The 19,645-nt window shown below is 72.2% G+C and carries 15 protein-coding genes; 8 read left to right on the forward strand and 7 right to left on the reverse strand.

Going from position 1 to position 19,645, the window contains the following annotated elements; all coding sequences use genetic code 11:
- Positions 1 to 190: 190 nt before the first annotated feature.
- The 3 genes from ACFYY2_RS13780 to ACFYY2_RS13790 form a co-directional block, all read right to left on the reverse strand.
- Positions 191 to 1,372, reverse strand: coding sequence for an ROK family transcriptional regulator (locus ACFYY2_RS13780; RefSeq protein WP_327112629.1), 1,182 nt, complete (start codon positions 1,370 to 1,372; stop codon positions 191 to 193).
- A gap of 258 nt (positions 1,373 to 1,630) precedes the next feature.
- The gene (locus ACFYY2_RS13785) at positions 1,631 to 2,308 is read right to left on the reverse strand and encodes a GntR family transcriptional regulator (protein ID WP_329041827.1); all 678 of its coding nucleotides are present in this window, start codon (positions 2,306 to 2,308) and stop codon (positions 1,631 to 1,633) included.
- Between the two features lie 136 nt (positions 2,309 to 2,444).
- The gene (locus ACFYY2_RS13790) at positions 2,445 to 3,395 is read right to left on the reverse strand and encodes a beta-ketoacyl-ACP synthase III (protein WP_388741562.1); all 951 of its coding nucleotides are present in this window, start codon (positions 3,393 to 3,395) and stop codon (positions 2,445 to 2,447) included.
- A gap of 277 nt (positions 3,396 to 3,672) precedes the next feature.
- Here ACFYY2_RS13790 and ACFYY2_RS13795 point away from each other — a divergent pair, with 277 nt between their 5' ends.
- Genes ACFYY2_RS13795 through fdhD form a run of 5 tightly spaced genes read left to right on the forward strand, consistent with a single transcriptional unit; the run spans position 3,673 to position 10,223 of the window.
- The gene (locus ACFYY2_RS13795) at positions 3,673 to 4,662 is read left to right on the forward strand and encodes a 2-dehydropantoate 2-reductase (RefSeq protein WP_388741564.1); all 990 of its coding nucleotides are present in this window, start codon (positions 3,673 to 3,675) and stop codon (positions 4,660 to 4,662) included.
- A complete protein-coding gene (locus ACFYY2_RS13800; protein WP_388741566.1) occupies positions 4,659 to 6,626 on the forward strand; it encodes a molybdopterin oxidoreductase family protein in 1,968 nt (655 codons plus the stop codon). Before ACFYY2_RS13795 ends, ACFYY2_RS13800 begins: the two co-directional genes overlap by 4 nt.
- Positions 6,617 to 8,512 (forward strand): NAD(P)H-dependent oxidoreductase subunit E, encoded by a 1,896-nt coding sequence (locus ACFYY2_RS13805; RefSeq protein WP_388741568.1) that lies wholly within the window; start codon positions 6,617 to 6,619, stop codon positions 8,510 to 8,512. Before ACFYY2_RS13800 ends, ACFYY2_RS13805 begins: the two co-directional genes overlap by 10 nt.
- Positions 8,509 to 9,369, forward strand: coding sequence for a 2Fe-2S iron-sulfur cluster-binding protein (locus ACFYY2_RS13810; protein WP_388741571.1), 861 nt, complete (start codon positions 8,509 to 8,511; stop codon positions 9,367 to 9,369). Before ACFYY2_RS13805 ends, ACFYY2_RS13810 begins: the two co-directional genes overlap by 4 nt.
- A gap of 5 nt (positions 9,370 to 9,374) precedes the next feature.
- Positions 9,375 to 10,223, forward strand: a complete 849-nt coding sequence (fdhD, locus tag ACFYY2_RS13815; protein WP_388741573.1) for a formate dehydrogenase accessory sulfurtransferase FdhD — start codon at positions 9,375 to 9,377, stop codon at positions 10,221 to 10,223.
- Between the two features lie 79 nt (positions 10,224 to 10,302).
- Here fdhD and ACFYY2_RS13820 read toward each other — a convergent pair whose 3' ends face one another.
- The gene (locus ACFYY2_RS13820; RefSeq protein WP_388741576.1) at positions 10,303 to 11,334 is read right to left on the reverse strand and encodes a bile acid:sodium symporter family protein; all 1,032 of its coding nucleotides are present in this window, start codon (positions 11,332 to 11,334) and stop codon (positions 10,303 to 10,305) included.
- A 116-nt stretch (positions 11,335 to 11,450) separates the two neighbouring features.
- On the opposite strand from ACFYY2_RS13820, the gene ACFYY2_RS13825 reads away from it, so the two are divergent.
- From ACFYY2_RS13825 to ACFYY2_RS13835, 3 genes are all read left to right on the forward strand, one after another.
- Positions 11,451 to 12,344: a LysR substrate-binding domain-containing protein gene (locus ACFYY2_RS13825; RefSeq protein ID WP_388741578.1), complete on the forward strand. Its 894-nt coding sequence runs from the start codon at positions 11,451 to 11,453 to the stop codon at positions 12,342 to 12,344.
- Positions 12,345 to 12,572: 228 nt separating this feature from the next.
- Positions 12,573 to 14,372, forward strand: coding sequence for an AMP-dependent synthetase/ligase (locus tag ACFYY2_RS13830; protein WP_388742414.1), 1,800 nt, complete (start codon positions 12,573 to 12,575; stop codon positions 14,370 to 14,372).
- Between the two features lie 138 nt (positions 14,373 to 14,510).
- Positions 14,511 to 15,347: an aldo/keto reductase gene (locus tag ACFYY2_RS13835; protein WP_388741581.1), complete on the forward strand. Its 837-nt coding sequence runs from the start codon at positions 14,511 to 14,513 to the stop codon at positions 15,345 to 15,347.
- A 73-nt stretch (positions 15,348 to 15,420) separates the two neighbouring features.
- On the opposite strand, the gene ACFYY2_RS13840 is transcribed toward ACFYY2_RS13835, so the two are convergent.
- From ACFYY2_RS13840 to secD, 3 genes are all read right to left on the reverse strand, one after another.
- A complete protein-coding gene (locus tag ACFYY2_RS13840) occupies positions 15,421 to 15,726 on the reverse strand; it encodes a 4a-hydroxytetrahydrobiopterin dehydratase (protein WP_388741584.1) in 306 nt (101 codons plus the stop codon).
- Between the two features lie 138 nt (positions 15,727 to 15,864).
- Entirely contained in the window at positions 15,865 to 16,608 is a 744-nt protein-coding gene (locus ACFYY2_RS13845) for a YoaK family protein (RefSeq protein WP_388741587.1), read from the reverse strand.
- A 161-nt stretch (positions 16,609 to 16,769) separates the two neighbouring features.
- Positions 16,770 to 19,103: a protein translocase subunit SecD gene (gene secD / locus ACFYY2_RS13850; protein WP_388741590.1), complete on the reverse strand. Its 2,334-nt coding sequence runs from the start codon at positions 19,101 to 19,103 to the stop codon at positions 16,770 to 16,772.
- Between the last annotated feature and the right edge of the window lie 542 nt (positions 19,104 to 19,645).

Below are 19,645 nucleotides of genomic sequence, written 5' to 3' on the forward strand. Positions count from 1 at the left end.
CCGCGCGTGGTGCGGACGGTGCGGGTGATACCGGTCGTGCTTGCCGTGCGTGGTGCGGACGGTGCGGGTGATACCAGTCGTGCTTGCCGTGCGTGGTACTGCGTGCCGGGCGGCCGGGTCGTACGGACGGTCGGGGCCGCTCACCGCGGTGGATGCCGGTCGACTGCCGTCCGGCGCACCGGTTCCGGCATCAGGCCGGTGAGAACAGGTGGTCGCTGATGAGCCTGGCCGCGCCGGTCACCCCGGCGACGGGCCCCAGTTCACCGAGGACGATGGGGAGGTTGCCGGTGGCCAGCGGCAGGGACTGCCGGTAGACCTGGGTGCGGACGCTGGCCAGGAGGTTGTGGCCGAGGCCGGTCACCCCGCCGCCGATCACGACGAGGCCCGGGTTGAAGAAGCTGACGAGTCCCGCGATGACCTGGCCGACCCGGTTGCCGCCCTCGCGGATCAGGTCGAGGGCGGTGGGGTCACCCGCCGCCGCGGCGGCCGCCACGTCGACGGCCGTGAGCCTGCCGGCCGAGTCCAGTCGGGCCGCCAGTTCGGCGGACAGACCGGCTCGGGCGGCGTCCTCGGCGTCGCGGGCCAGGGCCGCGCCGCTGAAGTGGGCTTCCAGACAGCCGCGGTTGCCGCAGGCGCAGGCGCGCCCGTCGGGTTCCACCTGGATGTGCCCGATGTCCCCGGCACTGCCCGTCGTACCGCGGTAGACCTCGCCGCCCACGACGATGCCGCAGCCGATACCCGTGCCGATCTTGATGCACAGGAAGTCGCCGACGGAGCGGGCCACGCCCGCGTGCTGCTCGCCCATCGCCATCAGGTTCACATCGTTGTCGACCATGACGGGGCAGCCGAGCTCCTGACTGAGCGCCTCGCGGACCGGGAAACCGTCCCAGCCCGGCATGATCGGGGGTGCGACCGGCACACCCTCGGGGAAGCGGACCGGTCCCGGTACTCCGATGCCCGCGCCGTCGAACCCTTCGGCGAGCCCGGAGGCCCGCAGCTTGGCCGCCATGGACAGCACCTGCTCGAAGATGGCGACGGGTCCCTCGCGTACGTCCATCGGGTGGTTGAGGTGTCCGAGGACCTCCAGCTCAGCGTTGGTGACGGCGACGTCCACGGACGTCGCGCCGATGTCGACCCCGAGGAAGCGCAGTTCGGGGGCGAGCCTGATGTTGTGGGAACGGCGTCCGCCGCGCGAGGCGGCGAGTCCGTCGGCGACGACGAGCCCGGTCTCCAGGAGCCGGTCCACCTCGACGGCGAGCTTGGACCGCGAGAGGTCGACCTGGTCACCCAGCTGTGCGCGGGAGTTGGGCCCCCCGTCCCGCAACAGCCGGAGCAGCCGTGCCTGGTGCGTGTTCGCGGGTCGTGCCGTCATACGTCTCACGCGTCCCTCCCCGCCACATCGGCCAGTCCGTCGGGCTTTCGAGGGGAACGTAGCAGCGGTTTACCCGAGTGGGAAGAAGTTGCGCACGAATCCGCTCCAACTTTCTCCACACTCAGGACAAAGATGCGGCCGAGAAGGGGCGGCGCACGTGAACGGGCCTTTCGGCGGCCCGGGACGCGGGCGGCCGGAAACGCGACGAAGGCCGGGGCTCCGGCCCCGGCCTTCGTCGATGTGAGGTACCCCTGGCGGTCAGGCCTGCTCGCGGCGGTGGTAGGTCTGACGGGTGTGTTCGGTGTGGGCCCGCATGACCTCGGTGGCCCGCTGTTCGTCCCGGTCGGCGATCGCGGCGATGAGAGCGCGGTGCTCGATCCAGGACTGGGTACCACGCTGGCGGGCCACCGGCGTGTAGTACCAGCGGACCCGCCGGTCCACCTGCGCCGCGAGTTCGGACAGGACGACGTTGCCCGCCAGTTCCATGACCTTCGCGTGGAACGCGGCGTTCGTGGCGACGGCGAGGTCCACGTCGTCGGCGGCGACGGCGCGCTCACCCTGGGAGCAGAGCTCCTCCAGGGCCTCGATGCCGGGCCGGCCGGAGTGGGCGGCGGCGAGCCTGGCGGCCTCGGCCTCCAGCAGCGTGCGCACCGAGAGGAGCTGGTCGGCCTCCTCCTCGGTGGGCTCGTGGACGAACGCCCCCTGCGCGGGGCGCAGATCGACCCAGCCCTCGGTGTTGAGCCGCTGCAGCGCCTCGCGCACGGGCTGCCGCGATACGCCCAGGTGCCCGGCCAGTTCACTCTCCACGAGGTGCTGGCCGGGCCTGAGGGCCCGCGTGGTGATCAGCTCGAGGAGCGCCTCGTAGACGCGCTCGCGCAGTGGTCCGGGCCGTTCCAGCCTCGGCACCGTTCCTTGCGGCAGTCCTGCGGACAACATCGCGGTCCCCCTCCGGGCGCCCGGGCAGCCATTGCTTATCGTCTACAGTCTACCGAGCACAATGCCTCCGTGGGGTGATCACGGGCAGCGGATCGCCCGCGGGGGGATCACGGGCAGCGGATCACCCGCGGGGGGATCACGGGCAGCGGATCACCTGACCCGCGTACGAGAGGTTGCCGCCGAACCCGAACAGCAGGACCGGCGCCCCGCTCTCCACCTCTCCCCGCTCCACCAGCTTGGACAGCGCCATCGGGATCGAGGCCGCGGAGGTGTTGCCCGAATCCACGACGTCCTTGGCGATCACGGCGTTGACGGCGCCGATCTTCCTGGCGACGGGTTCGATGATCCTCAGGTTCGCCTGGTGCAGCACCACGGCGGCGAGTTCCTCGGGAGTGACACCGGCGCGCTCGCAGACCTTGCGGGCGATCGGGGGCAGTTGCGTGGTCGCCCACCGGTAGACGGACTGGCCTTCCTGGGCGAACCGCGGGGGCGTGCCCTCGATCCGCACGGCGTTGCCCATACCGGGCACCGAACCCCACAGGACGGGCCCGATTCCGGGCCGGTCGCCGGCGCCCGGGTCCGCGGTCACGACGGCGGCACCCGCGCCGTCGCCCATCAGCACGCAGGTGGAGCGGTCGGTCCAGTCGACGATGTCACCCATCTTGTCCGCGCCGATGACGAGCACGCGTTCGGCGGCACCGGCCCGGATCGCGTGGTCGGCGGTGGCGAGCGCGTGGGTGAAACCGGAGCAGACCACGTTGATGTCCATCACCGCGGGCGATCCCAGGCCCAGCCGCGCCGCGACCCGGGCGGACATGCTCGGCGAGCGGTCGATCGCGGTGGAGGTGGCGACGAGGACCATGTCGATGTCCGCCGGCTGCAGTCCCGCGGCCGCCAGCGCCTTGGCGGCCGCGTGTGCGGCCAGCTCGTCCACGGGTTCGTCCGGGCCGCCCACGTGACGGGTCCTGATGCCGACACGGCTGGTGATCCACTCGTCGCTGGTGTCGACCATCGCCGCGAGGTCCTGGTTGGTGAGGACCTTGGCGGGCTGGTAGTGGCCGAGCGCCAAGACACGTGAGCCGGTCATGTACGGGTTCCCCTCGCTACGTCTGGCAGGAACTGTCCAGTCTTGGTTGCTACCGATCGGTACAGGGGCACGTGATCCCACAGGATTAAGGGCCCGGGGTTGGAGCGTCTCGAACAGCCCACCGGGAACCCGCGCCGACACACCGTCGGCATGCCGGAAACGCGGACGGAGAAGGCACTCGCTGTCACGAGTATTGACCGCCTCCGACGGCATACTGTAGACAATATTCTGTCGACTTGACACCCTCGCTCGGTCCTCTCACCGAACGGAGAGCCCCGTGAAAGTCGCAGTTGTCGGTGCCGGAGCCATCGGTGCCTATGTCGGGGCCGCGCTCCACCGCGCAGGCGCCGAGGTCCACCTCATCGCCCGGGGCCCGCACCTGGCGGCGATGCGCCGCGACGGCGTGCGCGTGCTCAGCCCCCGCGGTGACTTCACCGCACGTCCCGCCGCGACCGACGACCCGACGGACGTCGGTCCGGTCGACTACGTGTTCCTGGGCCTGAAGGCCAACTCGTACGCCGCGTCGGGCCCCCTGGTCCACCCGCTGATGCACGAGAACACAGCGGTGATCGCCGCTCAGAACGGCATCCCCTGGTGGTACTTCCACGGCCTGACGGGCCCTTACACCGGGCGCCGGCTCGACAGCGTCGACCCGGCCGGCTCGGTCAGTGCCACCCTCCCGCCCGAACGCGCCATCGGATGCGTGGTCTACGCCGCCACCGAGATCGAGGCACCCGGCGTCGTGCGCCACCTCGAAGGCACCCGGTTCTCCATCGGCGAGCCGGACCTGACGGTGTCGAGCCGCTGTCTGGACTTCAGCGAGGCCATGGTCGCGGGCGGGCTGAAGTGCCCCGTGGAGTCCGATCTGCGCAAGGACATCTGGATCAAACTGCTCGGCAACATCTCCTTCAACCCCATCAGCGCGCTGGCCCGCGCCACCATGGGCCAGATCTGCCGCCATCCGGACACCCGCGCTCTCGTGGAGTCGATGATGCGCGAGACCCTCGACGTCGCCGCGGCCGTCGGCTGCCGGCCCGAGATCTCCGTGGAGCGGCGCATCGCGGGTGCCGAGCGCGTCGGCGACCACAAGACCTCCACCCTCCAGGACCTGGAGAAGGGCAAACCCCTCGAACTCGACGTGCTGCTCGCGGCCGTCGTCGAGCTGGCCGATCTGGCCGGCACGCCCGTACCGACGCTGCGCGCCGTGCACGCGCTCGCGGATCTCCTCGCCACCACCTCCTCGGCCCCAGCAGGGAGCGCACCATGACCAGCGAACGCACAGGCGGCAGGAAACCCGGCGGGAAGCGCGCGGGCCGGCAGCCGAAGACGTACGAACGCCTCACCCACCCCCTCGTCCGCTCCGACGACGGGGTGCTGCGCCGCGCGAGCTGGGACGAGGCTCTGACCAGGGCGGCCGAGGGCTTCCGGCGCACCCGGGAGGGTCACGGGCCCGACGCCTTCGCGATGCTGTCCTGCGCGCGCGCCACCAACGAGATGAACTACGTGGCGCAGAAGTTCACCCGGGTCGTGATGGGCACGAACAACGTGGACTCGTGCAACCGGACGTGTCACGCGCCGAGCGTCGCCGGTCTCTCCGCCGCCTTCGGATCCGGCGGCGGCACCTCGTCCTACGAGGAGGTGGAGCACACCGACCTGATCGTGATGTGGGGCTCCAACGCCCGCTTCGCACACCCGATCTTCTTCCAGCACGTGCTCAAGGGCATCCGCAACGGCGCCCGGATGCACGCCGTCGACCCGCGCCGCACCTCGACCGCCGAATGGGCGGAGAGCTGGCTCGGACTCGACGTCGGCACCGACATACCGCTCGCGCACGCAATCGGCCGCGAGATCATCCACGCCGGGCTGGTGAACCGTGCCTTCGTGGACCGCGCGACGAGCGGATTCGAGGAGTACGCGGCCCTCGTCGAGCCCTGGACCCTGAGCGCCGCCGAGAAGGTCACCGGGGTCCCGGCCGAGGCGATCCGGGACCTGGCCCACGCCTACGCCACCGCCGAACGCGCCCAGCTCTGCTGGACCCTGGGCATCACGGAGCACCACAACGGCACCGACAACGTCCGCGCGCTGATCAATCTCAGCCTGCTCACCGGGCACGTCGGACGCTACGGCTCCGGGGTCCAGCCCCTGCGCGGACAGAACAACGTGCAGGGCGGCGGCGACATGGGGGCCATCCCCAACCGGCTGCCCGGCTTCCAGGACATCCTCGACCCACCCGTACGGCGGAAGTTCGAGCTGTCCTGGGACACCGTCATCCAGCCCAGGTACGGCAAGACGCTGACCGAGATGTTCGAGGCGATGGAGACCGGCGAGCTGCGGGCGGTGTACTGCATCGGGGAGAACCCCGCCCAGTCGGAGGCCGACAGCGACCAGGCGGTGCGCCGGCTGCGGGCTCTGGACCACCTGGTGGTGCAGGACATCTTCCTGACGAAGACCGCCGAACTGGCCGACGTCGTCCTGCCGGCCACGGCCGCCTGGGCCGAGACCGACGGGACCACCACGAACAGCGAGCGCCGGGTGCAGCGGGTCCGCGCCGCGCTCACCCCGCCGGGCGAGGCCCGCGAGGACATCGACATCATCTGCGCGATGGCCGGACGCCTGGGCCACGACTGGAAGTTCGAGGACGCCGAGACCGTCTGGAACGAGCTGCGCTCCCTGTCCCCCGACCACTTCGGGATGACGTACGAGCGGCTGGCCGAGCACCAGGGACTCCAGTGGCCCTGCCCGGACACGGAGAAGCTGCCCTCGGGCTTCCTGCACGCGAGGCTCTGGGAGACCGATCCGGAGCGGCGCGGCCCGGCCGCCCCGTTCGGCCTGGTGCAGCACGACCCGCCGGTCGACCTCACCGACGAGGCCTACCCGCTGCGGCTGACCACGGGACGGCGCCTCGACTCGTACAACACGGGTGTGCAGAGCGGGAGTTATGCCTCTCCGCTGCGCCGTGGCGAGTACATCGAGCTCTGCCCGGAGGACGCGGAGACCTACGGCGTCGAGCGTGGCGAGGAGGTACGGGTCTCGTCCCGGCGGGGCAGCGTCACCGCCCCCGTCTGGATCGACCCCGCGCTGCGCCCCGGCCTGGCGTTCATGACGATGCACTTCCCCGACGAGGTGGACACGAACCAGCTGACCATCGAGGCGAACTGCCCGATCGCGGGCACCGCCGAGTTCAAGGCCTCCGCAGTCCGGATAGAGAAGCTGGTGCCCGCATGGACCTGAGGTACACCGACGCCGCCCCCTCCGATGCCGAACGCGAGGCGGTGGACGCCCTGTTGGGGGCGCCGCCGTCCGGCTGGGAGGGCGGCGCCGAGCGCACGGACGAGGACCTGCGCTGGGCCAGGGGCGGCGCCTGGGCGGCCAAGGACCGCCGCGACCAGCTGCTCCCCGCGCTGCACACGGTGAACGACCGGGTGGGCTGGATCAGCGAGGGCGCGCTGAACTACATCTGCCGGCGGCTGACCGTCCCGCCGGCCGAGGCGTACGGCGTGGCGACGTTCTACGCCATGTTCTCCGTACGCCCCCGCCCGGCGAAGGTGCTCCACGTCTGCACGGACCTGGCCTGCGCGGCCCGCGGTTCGGCGGCCGTGTGCGCGGACCTCACCGACCGGCTGGGCCCGCCGGGCACCCCGGCCGAGGGTGCGGTCTGGCAGGAGAGCCCCTGTCTGGGGCTGTGCGAACGGGCGCCGGCGGCGCTGCTGCTCCAGGCCGGCGCCGAGCCGTCCGGCGCGGGAGCCGACGGCACGGAAGGCCCGGCCTCCGGTGAGACCCTTCGCCACAGCGCCGTCGTCGCCCCCGCCACCGCGCCCGCCCTGGCCGCCGCGGCACGCTCCCCCCGGGAGGCACCCGCGGAGCCGGCCGCCGCGGCGGCGGTTCCGCAGGCCGGGGATCCCGCCCTCGTCCTCCTGCGGCGTATCGGCACCGTGGACCCCGAGTCCCTGGACGACTACCGCGCCACCGGGGGCTACTCCGCCCTGCGCCGTGCCTTCGCGCTCGGTCCCGCCGGAGTGATCCGAGAGGTCCTCGACGCCGGGCTCGTCGGCCGGGGCGGCGCCGCGTTCCCGACCGGACGCAAGTGGCAGGCCACCGCCCAGCAGGCGGACGGCCCGCACTACCTGGTCTGCAACGCGGACGAGAGCGAGCCCGGCACCTTCAAGGACCGGGTGCTGATGGAGGGCGACCCGTTCGCCCTGATCGAGGCCATGACGATCGCCGGATACGCCATCGGCGCCCAGCGGGGCTTCGTGTATCTGCGCGGCGAGTACCCCCGCGCGCACGAGCGGCTCGACAACGCGATCACCCGGGCGCGCGCCAGGGGGCTGCTCGGCCCCGACGTCCTCGGGCAGGGCTACGCATTCGACATCGAGATCAGGCGGGGCGCGGGGGCCTACATCTGCGGCGAGGAGACCGCGATCTTCAACTCGATCGAGGGGCAGCGCGGTGAGCCGCGCTCCAAACCGCCCTTCCCCGTGGAGAAGGGGCTCTTCGGCAAACCGACCGCGGTCAACAACGTCGAGACGCTCGTGAACGTGCTGCCGATCCTGGAGCACGGGGCCGCCGCCTACGCGGCGACGGGGACGGAGACGTCCACCGGCACCAAGCTGTTCTGCGTCTCGGGCCAGGTGGCCCGTCCCGGCGTCTACGAGCTGCCCTTCGGCGCGGACCTCAAGGACCTGCTCGACCTCGCGGGGCCGCCCGAGCGCCTGCGGGCCGTGCTGCTCGGCGGCGCGGCGGGCGGCTTCGTACGCCCCGACGAACTGGACGTCCCGCTCACCTTCGAGGGGACGCGCGCCGCGGGGACGACCCTCGGCTCGGGTGTCGTCCTGGTCCTGGACGACACGGTGGAACTCCCCCGCGTGCTCCTGCGCATCGCGGAGTTCTTCCGCGACGAGTCGTGCGGCCAGTGCGTGCCCTGCCGGGTGGGCACGGTGCGGCAGGAGGAGGCCCTGCACCGGATCGTCGACCGGACGGGCGCGGCCGCCGCCGAGGACATCGCGCTCATGCGGGAGGTGGGGCAGGCCATGCGGGACGCCTCGATCTGCGGTCTGGGCCAGACCGCGTGGAACGCCGTGGAATCCGCCATCGACCGTCTGGGGGTCTACAAGTGACCGCTGTCCCGCTCCAGCCGCCGCGCCGGCTCGTCTCGTTCACGCTGGACGGCGAGGAGACCAGGGTCCCGGAGGGCTCGACGATCCTGGACGCCTGCCGGTCGGCCGGCACCGACGTCCCGACCCTGTGCCAGGGGGACACGCTCACGCCGAAGAACGCGTGCCGGGTGTGCGTGGTCGAGGTGGAGGGTGCCCGCACGCTCGCCCCCGCCTGCTCCCGGCGGGCCGAGCCGGGCATGACGGTCCGCACGGACACCGAGCGGGCGAAGCACAGCCGCAAGGTGGTCCTGGAGCTGCTGGCCTCCTCGACAGACCTCTCGACGACCCCTCGGGCCGCCGAGTGGATCAAGGAGTACGAGGCGAAGCCCGACCGTTTCGGCGAGGACGCCGCACGGGTGGACGAGCAGCCGAAGATCGACAACGATCTGTACGTCCGCGACTACGACAAGTGCATCCTCTGCTACAAGTGCGTCGACGCCTGTGGTGAGCAGTGGCAGAACACCTTCGCCATCGCCGTCTCCGGCCGTGGTTTCGACGCCCGCATCTCCACCGAGCACGACGCCGCGCTCCCCGACTCCGCCTGCGTCTTCTGCGGGAACTGCATCGAGGTGTGCCCCACGGGCGCTCTCTCCTTCAGCACGGAGTTCGGCATGCGGGCGGCGGGAACGTGGGACGAGCCCGCGCAGACACAGACCACGACGGTCTGCGCGTACTGCGGTGTGGGCTGCAACGTGACCCTTCATGTGCAGGACAACGAGATCGTCAAGGTCACCTCGCCGCACGACAACCCGGTGACGCATGGCAACCTCTGTATCAAGGGCCGGTTCGGCTTCCAACACGTACAGAATCGGGATTGACGGCTATGGGACGGGTCACCGAGCGGCGCCGCATCATCCGCATCCGGGACGGGGCGGTCACGACCCGTCCCGACACCCTCGTCGCCGAGGAGCCCCTGGAGATCCGGCTGAACGGCAAGCCTCTCGCCATCACGATGCGCACCCCGGGCGACGACTTCGCCCTCGCGGCGGGCTTCCTGGTGAGCGAGGGCGTGATCGGTGAGGGCTCCGAGGTGCAGTCGATCGTGTACTGCGCCGGGGCGACGGCCGACGGTGTGAACACGTACAACGTGGTGGACGTGAAGCTCGCTCCGGGCGTCGCGGTCCCCGACATCACGCTGGAGCGCAACGTGTACACCACGTCGTCCTGCGGCCTGTGCGGCAAGGCCAGCCTCGACGCGGTCCGCACCACGACCCGCCATCCCGTCTCCGACACTCCCCCGGTCCGGGTGACACCCGAACTGCTCTCCGCTCTCCCCGACCGGCTGCGCGAGGCGCAGCGGGTGTTCGACCGGACCGGGGGCCTGCACGCGGCGGCGCTGTTCTCGACGGAGGGCGAACTGCTGGACATCCGCGAGGACGTCGGCCGGCACAACGCGGTCGACAAGCTGGTGGGGCGCGCCCTCACGGACGACCGGCTGCCGCTCTCGCAGGCGATCCTGCTGGTGTCGGGGCGCGCCTCCTTCGAACTGGCGCAGAAGGCGGTGATGGCCGGGATCCCGATGCTCGTGGCGGTCTCGGCGCCGTCGTCGCTGGCCGTGGATCTCGCGGCCGAGAGCGGACTGACCCTGGTCGGTTTCCTGCGGGGCCGGTCCATGAACGTGTACGCGGGGGACCATCGCATCGCCCTCGAGGCGTCGGTGGCCCAGGGCTGACGACCCGCCCGCCTCACGGGGCAGGGGTCCGGCCGGCGGGGAGCGCCCCCTGCGCCGGCCGGTCCCTCTCCTGCCGGCCTCAGCCCACCGGGACGGGTTGCCGCGCCACCGTGTCGTCACCCGGGAGCGGATCGCGTGAGCGGCGCTTCGCGATGACCGCGCAGACCATGAGCTGCATCTGGTGGAAGAGCATCAGCGGCAGCACGGCGAGGCTCGCGTGCGCGCCGAACAGGACGCTGGCCATCGGCAGGCCCGCGGCGAGGCTCTTCTTCGATCCGGCGAACTGGATGGCGATGGCGTCCTCGCGCCCGAAGCCGAGCCGTTTCGCCCCCCGCCCGCTGATCGTGAGCATCAGGGCCAGCAGGACGGCCTCCGCCGCGAGGAGCCCGCCGAGCCGCAGCGGGGTGACCTGGTGCCAGATTCCGGCGACCATGCCCTCGCTGAACGCGGTGTAGACGACGAGCAGGATCGAGCCGCGGTCGACGAGGCCGAGGACCTTGCGGTGCCGGGCGAGGAAGCCCCCGATCCAGCGGCGCAGCACCTGCCCGGCGACGAAGGGCACCAGGAGCTGGAGGACGATCTTCACCAGCGCGTCCAGGGAGAAACCTCCCCCGCCGCCGCTGAGCAGCGCCGCTGCCAGCAATGGCGTCAGCACGATCCCGGCCAGGCTGGAGAACGAGCCCGCGCAGATGGCGGCCGGCACGTTGCCGCGGGCCATCGAGGTGAAGGCGATCGACGACTGGATGGTCGAGGGCACCAGGCACAGGAAGAGGAAGCCGTCCTGGAGCTGCGGGGTCAGGACGTACGGCACGAGACCCTCGCCGGCGAGCCCGAGCAGCGGGAACACCACGAAGGTGCAGGCCAGGACGGTGAGGTGGAGCCGCCAGTGCTTCAGCCCGTCGAGCGCCTCCGCGGTCGAGAGGCGTGCCCCGTAGAGGAAGAAGAGCAGGGCGACCGCCCCGGTCGACGCCCCGCCCGCCACGTCCGCACCCGTCCCCGAGGCGGGCAGCAGGGCCGCGAGAGCCACCGTGCCGATCAGCGCCAGTATGTACGGGTCGACCGGCAGCCAGCTCGGCGGCGAGGGGATGCGGCGGCTGGTGCGGCGGCTCATGTGCTCCGTGCTCTCTCGGTGGAATCGTGGCCTCCCCATCCTGCTCCTCATCCGGGAAATCGGGAATCCGGCATACCGAACTGACTGTCATCACGGATCGCGATAGCCTCGCCACCATGTACGACCCCGTCCAGCTCCGCACGTTCCTCGCCGTCGCGCAGACCCTGAGCTTCACCCGGGCGGCCCGCAGACTCGGCGTGCGGCAGTCCACGGTGAGCCAGCACGTGCGCCGTCTGGAGTCGGAGACCGGGCGCCGGCTCTTCGACCGGGACACGCACCGCGTCGATCTGACGGAGGACGGCGAGGCCATGCTGGGTTTCGCGCGGACGATCCTGCAGGCCAACGAGCGGGCGGCGGCGTTCTTCACCGGGACCCGGCTGCGCGGGCGGCTGCGCTTCGGCGCGTCCGAGGACTTCGTGCTCACGCGGCTGCCGGAGATCCTGGAGTCCTTCCGCCGGGAGCACCCCGACGTGGAGCTGGAACTGACGGTGGAGCTGTCCGGGACGCTGCACCGGCAGCTCGCGGCGGGCCGGCTCGACCTGGTCCTCGCCAAGCGCCGCGCCGGCGACACGCACGGCGAGCTCGTCTGGCACGACACCCTCGCCTGGATCGGCGCCCCGCACCTGCGCGTCGACCCCGACCGCCCGGTGCCGCTGATCGCCTTCCCGCCGCCGGGCATCACCCGGGCCCGCGCCCTCGAAGTGCTGGAGGAGCACGGCAGGTCCTGGCGGTTCGCGTGCACGAGTGCGAGTCTGAGCGCGCTCGTCGCGGCCGCGCGCGCGGGCCTGGGGGTCATGGCGCACACCCGGGGGCTCATTCCCCCCGGGCTCGTGCCCGTGCCCGCGAGGGCGGGGCTGCCGGAGCTCGGAGATGTGGATTTCGTGCTGCTGCACGGGCGGCGCGGCGGCGCCGCGCAGGGAGCGGCCGACGCCCTCGCGGCCGCGATCCTGGCCAGTGGCGACCGGCTGCACCGGGGTCCGGACCTCCCCCGGCACTCCGGACCGGCGTAAGTGCCGCGTACGGATTCGGTGGAGATTCCCGCCCGAGTCACTTACCGCTCGCGCGGATGTCCGCCCGAGCCCGGCCCATCTGGCCCGATTTACGCGGTCGGTCTGGCCGGATGCCACGATTTCAGGGGACTTCGGACCCTCCCGTGGTCCCGCTCCGTGAGGTAGCGTCGCGGCGCCGTGCGGAGCGCCACAAGGAGCAGGTCATTGCGCGAGTTCACCGTCCCCCCCATGGCCGCCGCCCCTCTAGTCGGCGGTCTTGCCGATACCGTCTTCGACTTCGCGGAGGAGGCCCCCCAGCGGACGGCCCTCGGCCGCAAGGACGCGGAGGGGCACTGGCACGACGTGTCCGCCGCCGCGTTCCGCGACGAGGTGCTCGCCCTCGCGAAGGGGCTGATCGCCCAGGGCATCCGGTTCGGAGACCGGGTCGCGATCATGTCGCGTACGCGCTACGAGTGGACCCTGTTCGACTTCGCGATCTGGACCGTGGGTGCCCAGTCGGTGCCGGTCTACCCGACGTCGTCGGCCGAGCAGGTGCTCTGGATGCTCCACGACGCGGAGGTCGTGGCCATCATGGTCGAACACGAGGACCACGCCATGACCATCGGCTCGGTCATCGACCGGCTGCCGAACCTCCTGCGGCTCTGGCAGCTGGACGCCGACGCGGTGACGGAGCTCCGCGAGGCCGGGACCCTGGTGGACGACGAGGTGGTGCACCGGCACCGCCGTGCGGTGACCCCCGAGTCGGTGGCCACCGTGATCTACACCTCGGGCACGACGGGACGCCCCAAGGGCTGCGTGATCACCCACGCCAACTTCATGTTCGAGGCCGACACCATGGTCTCGCGCTGGCACCCGGTGTTCCTCTCGAAGCCCGGGGAGGAGGCGGCCACGCTGCTCTTCCTGCCGCTGGCCCACGTCTTCGGCCGCATGGTGGAGATCGCCGCGCTGCGGGGGCGGGTGAAGCTGGGACACCAGCCGGAGCTGTCGGCGAAGGCGCTCATGCCGGACCTGGTGACCTTCCGGCCCACCTTCATCCTCGCCGTGCCGTACATCTTCGAGAAGGTCTTCAACGGTGCCCGGCGCAAGGCGGAGTCCGAGGGCCGGGCCGGCGCCTTCGACAAGGCCGTGGACATCGCGGTGAAGTACGCGGAGACGCTGGAGGAGCGCGCCTTCGGGACCGGCCCCGGGCCGTCCGCGGGACTCCGGATGCAGCACCAGTTCTTCGACAAGGTCGTCTACCGCAAGGTCCGCGAGGCGATGGGCGGCCGGGTGCGGCACGCGATGTCCGGCGGATCCGGGATGGACAGACGGCTCGGGCTGTTCTTCGCGGGAGCGGGCGTGAGCGTCTTCGAGGGCTACGGACTCACCGAGACGACCGCCGCGGCCACCGCCAATCCCCCCGAACGCACCCGCTACGGCACCGTGGGCCAGCCGATCCCCGGTTCCACCGTGCACATCGCCCGGGACGGCGAGGTGTGGGTGCACGGGGCGAACGTGTTCTCCGGTTACCTCGGCGACCCCAAGTCCACCGACGCGGTGCTGAACGACGGCTGGCTGGCCACCGGCGACCTGGGGTCGCTCGACGAGGACGGCTATCTGACCATCACCGGGCGCAAGAAGGAGATCCTCGTGACCTCCGGTGGCAAGAGCGTCGCCCCGGCCGGCCTGGAGGAGCGGGTCCGCGCCCACCCGCTGGTCGCCCAGTGCATCGTCGTCGGGAACGACCGGCCCTACATCGCGGCTCTGGTGACCGTGGACACGGAGGCTGTGGAGCACTGGCTCGCCATGCAGGGCCGTACGCCGATGCGAGCGGCCGAACTGGTGCGTGACCCCGATCTGGAGATGGAGGTGCGCCGGGCGGTGGTCGCCGCGAACACCGCCGTGTCCCAGGCCGAGTCGATCCGCACGTTCCGCATACTGGCGCACCAGTTCACCGAGGAGCACGGGCTGCTGACACCGTCGCTGAAGCTGAAGCGGAAGGCCATCGAGACGGCGTACTCGGCGGAGGTCGACGCCCTGTACCGCTGAGTCCCGCGGCCCCGGGGGCTGACGTCATGTCAGGTCCGGCCGGCCGGTTTCAGCCGACTTGCGCGGACGGGAATGCACGGGGCTCCCCGATCGTTGTCCCGGGGAGTACCAACCCCACAACGTTAGGATCGACTGCTCGTGAGCCAGGTCCCCACCATCACCCTCAACAACGGCCTCGAGATGCCGCAGCTCGGCTTCGGTGTCTGGCAGGTGCCGGACGACGAGGCCACGGCGGCCGTGACCACGGCCCTGGAGGCCGGGTACCGGAGCATCGACACCGCCGCGATCTACGGGAACGAGACGGGCACCGGAAAGGCCCTCGCCGGCGCCGGAGTGCCCCGCGAGGAGCTCTTCGTCACCACGAAGCTGTGGAACAGCGAGCAGGGTCACGACTCGACCCTGCGCGCGTTCGACGCGTCGCTGGACAAGCTCGGTCTGGACTACGTCGACCTCTACCTCATCCACTGGCCCCTGCCGGCCAAGGACGCCTACGTCGACACGTACAAGGCCTTCGAGCGGATCCTCGCCGACGGCCGCGCGAAGTCCATCGGGGTGTCGAACTTCCACCCGGAGCACCTGGAGCGTCTGATGGGAGAGACGTCCGTCGTCCCCGCGCTCAACCAGATCGAGCTGCACCCGCAGCTCCAGCAGGCCGATGTGCGCGCCTTCCACGCCCGGCACGGCATCGTCACCGAGGCCTGGTCACCGCTGGGCTCGGGCAGGGGCCTCCTGGAGGTCCCGACGGTGGCCGCCGTCGCGCACAAGCACGGCAGGACCCCCGCCCAGGCAGTGCTCCGCTGGCACCTGCAGACCGGCCACGTGGTGATCCCGAAGTCCGTGACGCCGTCGCGGATCGCGGAGAACATCGACGTCTTCGACTTCGAGCTGGACGCCGACGACCTCGCCGCCTTCGCCGCTCTCGACGAGGGCAAGCGCCTCGGCCCCGACCCGGCCGACTTCAGCGCCGGCGCCTGATCCGCGCCTGTCCCGTCCGACGGCGCCCCCACCTCCGTACGCGCGGTGGGGGCGCCGTCGCGTTCCCGCGGTCCTATTCCGCACCGTGCGCGGGGGCGGCGGCCTCGATCCGGGCGGCGAGTCCGAGGTCCTTCTTCGTCACGGCACCACCCGCGTCGTGCGTGTGCACGGAGAGGGCCACGGTGTCGTAGCCCAGCGTCAGGTCCGCGTGGTGATTGAGCTCGTCCTGGATCCGGGCGATGTGGACGGTCAGCGCGGCGGCGGCGAAGTGGGAGGGCAGCCGGTAGGTACGGGTGATCCGGTCACCCTCCAGCCGCCAGCCGGGCAGTTCGCCCAGTCCGGCCTCGACGTCGCGCGCGGACAGCGGTTCGGTGGGCACAGGGGGCTCCTCGGGGTGCGGCACGGACGGCGGTGCCCGTGACGTTACGGTCCCGGACGTCCGCTGTCGCGCCCGACACGGACGGCGCCCCCGCCCGGTGGCCGACGGGCACGGTGGAGCGGCCCGCGGAGGGGGCCGTCAGGTGGTGGCGTCCGGCCGCGTCCACGGAGCGTCGCCGCGGCCGAGCAGCACCGTGACGGCGACGACCCCCAGCAGGATCAGCACGGCGGCCAGCAGGGGCAGTTCGCGTGGGCCGCCGAGCACGGCGGTGCCTCCCGCCACGGCGCCGGCCAGCATGGCCGCGGGCGAGAGTCCCCGTCGGCCCACTCTGCTTCCCGGCCCCTTGGCGAACCGACTGTCGGCGACGGTGCCGGTGAGGGTCCGGGTCAGCACCGTGGTCGTGAAGTCGGGGACGGCCATGGCCCGGACGGCGGCGTTCTGCACACCGAGGCCGAGACCGAGCAGCGCGATGAGCGCGAAGCGGGCGCCCCCGGTGTAGGGGCCGCCCGAGGCGAGGGAGACGACGAGGGCGGCGGCCAGACAGACCGTCTCGACGAGGAGTGCGTTCCGCAGCCGTCGGCCCCGGTCCGCGCGGGCCCGGTGCACCGCGATCCCGCCGGACCAGGCCCCGGCCACGAACGACACGAGGGCCACCGCCGAGGCGAGCACGGAGAAACCGGGGGCACCCGCGAGGGCGAAACCCAGGAAGACGACGTTGCCGGTCATGTTGGCGACGAAGACGTGTCCCAGGAGCAGGTAGCTGAACGCGTCGACGAGCCCGGTGAGCACGGTCAGGGCCAGCAGGAGCGGCGGCAGGGGACCGTCCGGGCCGTCCATGTCGGGGACGAGTGCGGCCCAGGCGTCACGCAGCACGACGGGCATGAGCGGCGGACTCCGATCGCTGGGCGTGATCGGGATTGTGCCGCAGCCGTGCGCCGGTGCGGCCCGTACGCGCCGGGCAGGAGCGCATTCGCCCTGCCCGGCGTGCCGGATCGCCTCCGTCCGGCACCGGGCGCCCCGGCGGGCCCCGGCCGCACGCGGTGCTACACCCGCGCCCCGCTGTCGGCGGGGTCACGGCGTCCCCGCCGGGCCGGCTTCGCGCCCGGCCGCTTCGCAACGGGCGGCGGGGCCTTGCTGCTCCGTTCCAGCAGAATCGCCCCGGGGACGGCGGTCAGCACCGAGGAGTACGTACCCACACAGATGCCGATGAGCAGCGCGAGCGCGAAGTCCTCGAGCGAGTCGCCGCCGAGCACCGCGAGGGCGACCAGGATGAACAGGGCACCCGCCCCGGTGTTGACCGTGCGGGGCACGGTCTGCAGGACGGCGCGGCCTGCCACTTCGGATACCGGCGAACGGCGGTTGCCCGCCCACAGCTCCCGTACCCGGTCGAAGACCACTACCGAGTCGTTGACGGAGTAGCCGATGACCGTGAGCAGAGCGGCCAGGAAGATCCCGTCCACCGGACGTCCGAGCCAGGCGAACGCGCCGACCAGCACGACGGCGTCGTGCACCAGCGCCCCGACGGACGCGACGGCGAACGTCCAGCGGAACCGCACCGCCAGATAGGCGAGTTGCACGAGCACGGCGACGCCCAGCGCGATCAGCGCGTTGCGGCGCAGTTCGTCGCCGAGGCTGGGGCCGATCCGCTCGTCGCGCACCTTGGTGGTCTCGCCGCCCTCTTCGGCCAGGGCCGATCGCAGGGCGTGCTCCCCGTCGTCGTCGAGGTCCCCCGTCCGCACGGAGAGGTCCCCGCCGCCCGCGGTGGTGACCTCGGCGTCCTCGAAACCCGCCGCGGCGATCGTGTCGCGGGCGGTCTCGACGTCGACGGGCCGGCTGGTGGAGTACTCCACCAGCCGGCCCCCGGTGAACTCCACCCCGAGGTCCAACCCGCGCACGAGGATGCCGGTCACGGCGATCAGGACGAGCACCACGGAGGCCGTCAGCCAGCGGCCCGGCGACCGGAAGAGGCGGGGGCCGCGCGCCGCGGTCCGGGTACGGATCCGGCCGGGCAGGCCGATGCCGTTCACCTCGCGGTAGTCGCCGACGAACCGGGAACCGGCCGCGAACTCGGTGAGGGCCCGTGCGATGACGAGGGCGGAGAACATCGAGACCAGCACGCCGATGGCCAGTGTCACCCCGAATCCCCTGACGGGTCCCGAGCCGAGGAGGAACAGGAGCGCGGCGGCGATCAGGGTGGTGACGTTGGAGTCGGCGACGGCGCTCCAGGCGTTGCGGAAGCCGGCGGTCAGTGCCGAGCGCAGCGAGCGGCCGGGCCTGGCGGCGTACTCCTCGCGGGCCCGCTCGAAGACGAGGACGTTGGCATCCACCGCCATCCCGACGGCCAGGACGAACCCGGCGAGCCCCGGCAGGGTGAGGGTGACTCCGAGAGCGACGAGCACGGCGTAGGAGATGAGTCCGTACGCCGCGAGGGCGAGGGCCGCCAGGGCGCCGAAGAGCCGGTACACGAAGGTGATGAAGAGCGCCGTGGCAGCCGCGCCGATCAGGGCGGCCGCGGCACTGGCCTCGATGGCGGCGGCGCCGAGCGTCGGGCCGACCGTCCGCTGTTCGACGATCTCGACGGGTACGGGCAGAGCGCCGCCCTTGATGAGCAGGGCGAGATCGCGCGCCTCGTCGGCACTGAACGAACCGGTGATGCGCGTGGACGCGGAGGGCAGCCCCGCGTCGCAGGCGACCGACGGATCGACCTGGGGCGAGGAGATGACCTTCCCGTCGAGGACGATCGCCACGCGGCGCCTCTCGTCCCCGGCCGGGTGGCAAGCGGCGTCCCCGGTGAGCCGGGTCCACCGCTCACCCGCGCCCTTGTGGAAGTCGAGGGCGACAGTCCAGCCCGTGCCCTGCTGGGCGTCGAAGTCGGCGGTGGCGTCGGCGACTCCCGCCCCGGACAGGCGGACCGGACCGAGCGCCAGGGGGCTCCCCTGTTCGTCCGGCAGCGTCGGCCCGCTCTCCCGCTGCCCGGCCTTGGGCTCGTCGTCCCGTCCCGTACCACCGGGGGCGCCTGGATCGCCGGGGCCCCGCACCGCGTGGAATCCGAGCTGGGCCGTCCTGCCGATGACGTCGGCGGCCTGGCGCGGGTCCTGGACGTCGGGCAGTTCGACGATGATCCGGTTCTCTCCCGACCGGGTCAGGACGGGTTCGGCGACGCCGAGCGAGTCGATGCGCTGACGGAGGACCTCCATGGTGCGATCGGTGCTCTCCCGGTCCGCCTCGGCGGTGTCCGAGTCCCTGGCCTGCAGCACCATGCGGGTGCCGCCCTGGAGGTCCAGGCCGAGTGCGGGAGACATGGTCAGGGTGATGAACACGGAGGCGAGCAGTACGGCGGCAGCCAGAACCGCCCGCACCGTGGTGGCGCGAGTCATGGGAATCCTCCCGAGCGGGCGTCGGCCGCCCCGGACTCAGAGAGGTCGAACGGGGCGGGACGCCAGGTCTGTGGAACAGGGCTCGTGGACGGCCGGCTGACCGGCCGTCACCTCGGGGGGACCACGCACCCCGGGCAGTGCGGCCCCGTTCCGGCCGTGCGGGGAGAGGCCGTCTCCGGCCGGCCCCGGCCCGGCGCCGACGGGCACGGCGAGTGCCGCCGGCGGCGTCGGCGGTGCGCCGTGGCCGGGCGGGGGGAAGTGGAGCGGGGCGGACGGGCGTTCGACGCCTGCCCGTGGCGCGTGCGGGGGCACGGCCTCGGTGAGCCGTCCGGGGACGGCCGGGTCGGTCCCCGGGGGGCCGGAGACCCGCGCGGTGGGATGACCGCGCCGGTGCCCGGCGCCGGGATCAAGGGCGTACGCCGTCCCGGGACCGGGGGCGTACGACACCGCCGGTCCCGCTGCGACGGCGTACGCGAGGAGGGCACCGTCCCCGGCGGTGGTGGTGGAGTTCCCACGCCGGGGTCGCGCGGCGGGGACCGGGG

The organism is Streptomyces sp. NPDC001822, from assembly GCF_042892135.1.
GTDB lineage: Bacteria > Actinomycetota > Actinomycetes > Streptomycetales > Streptomycetaceae > Streptomyces.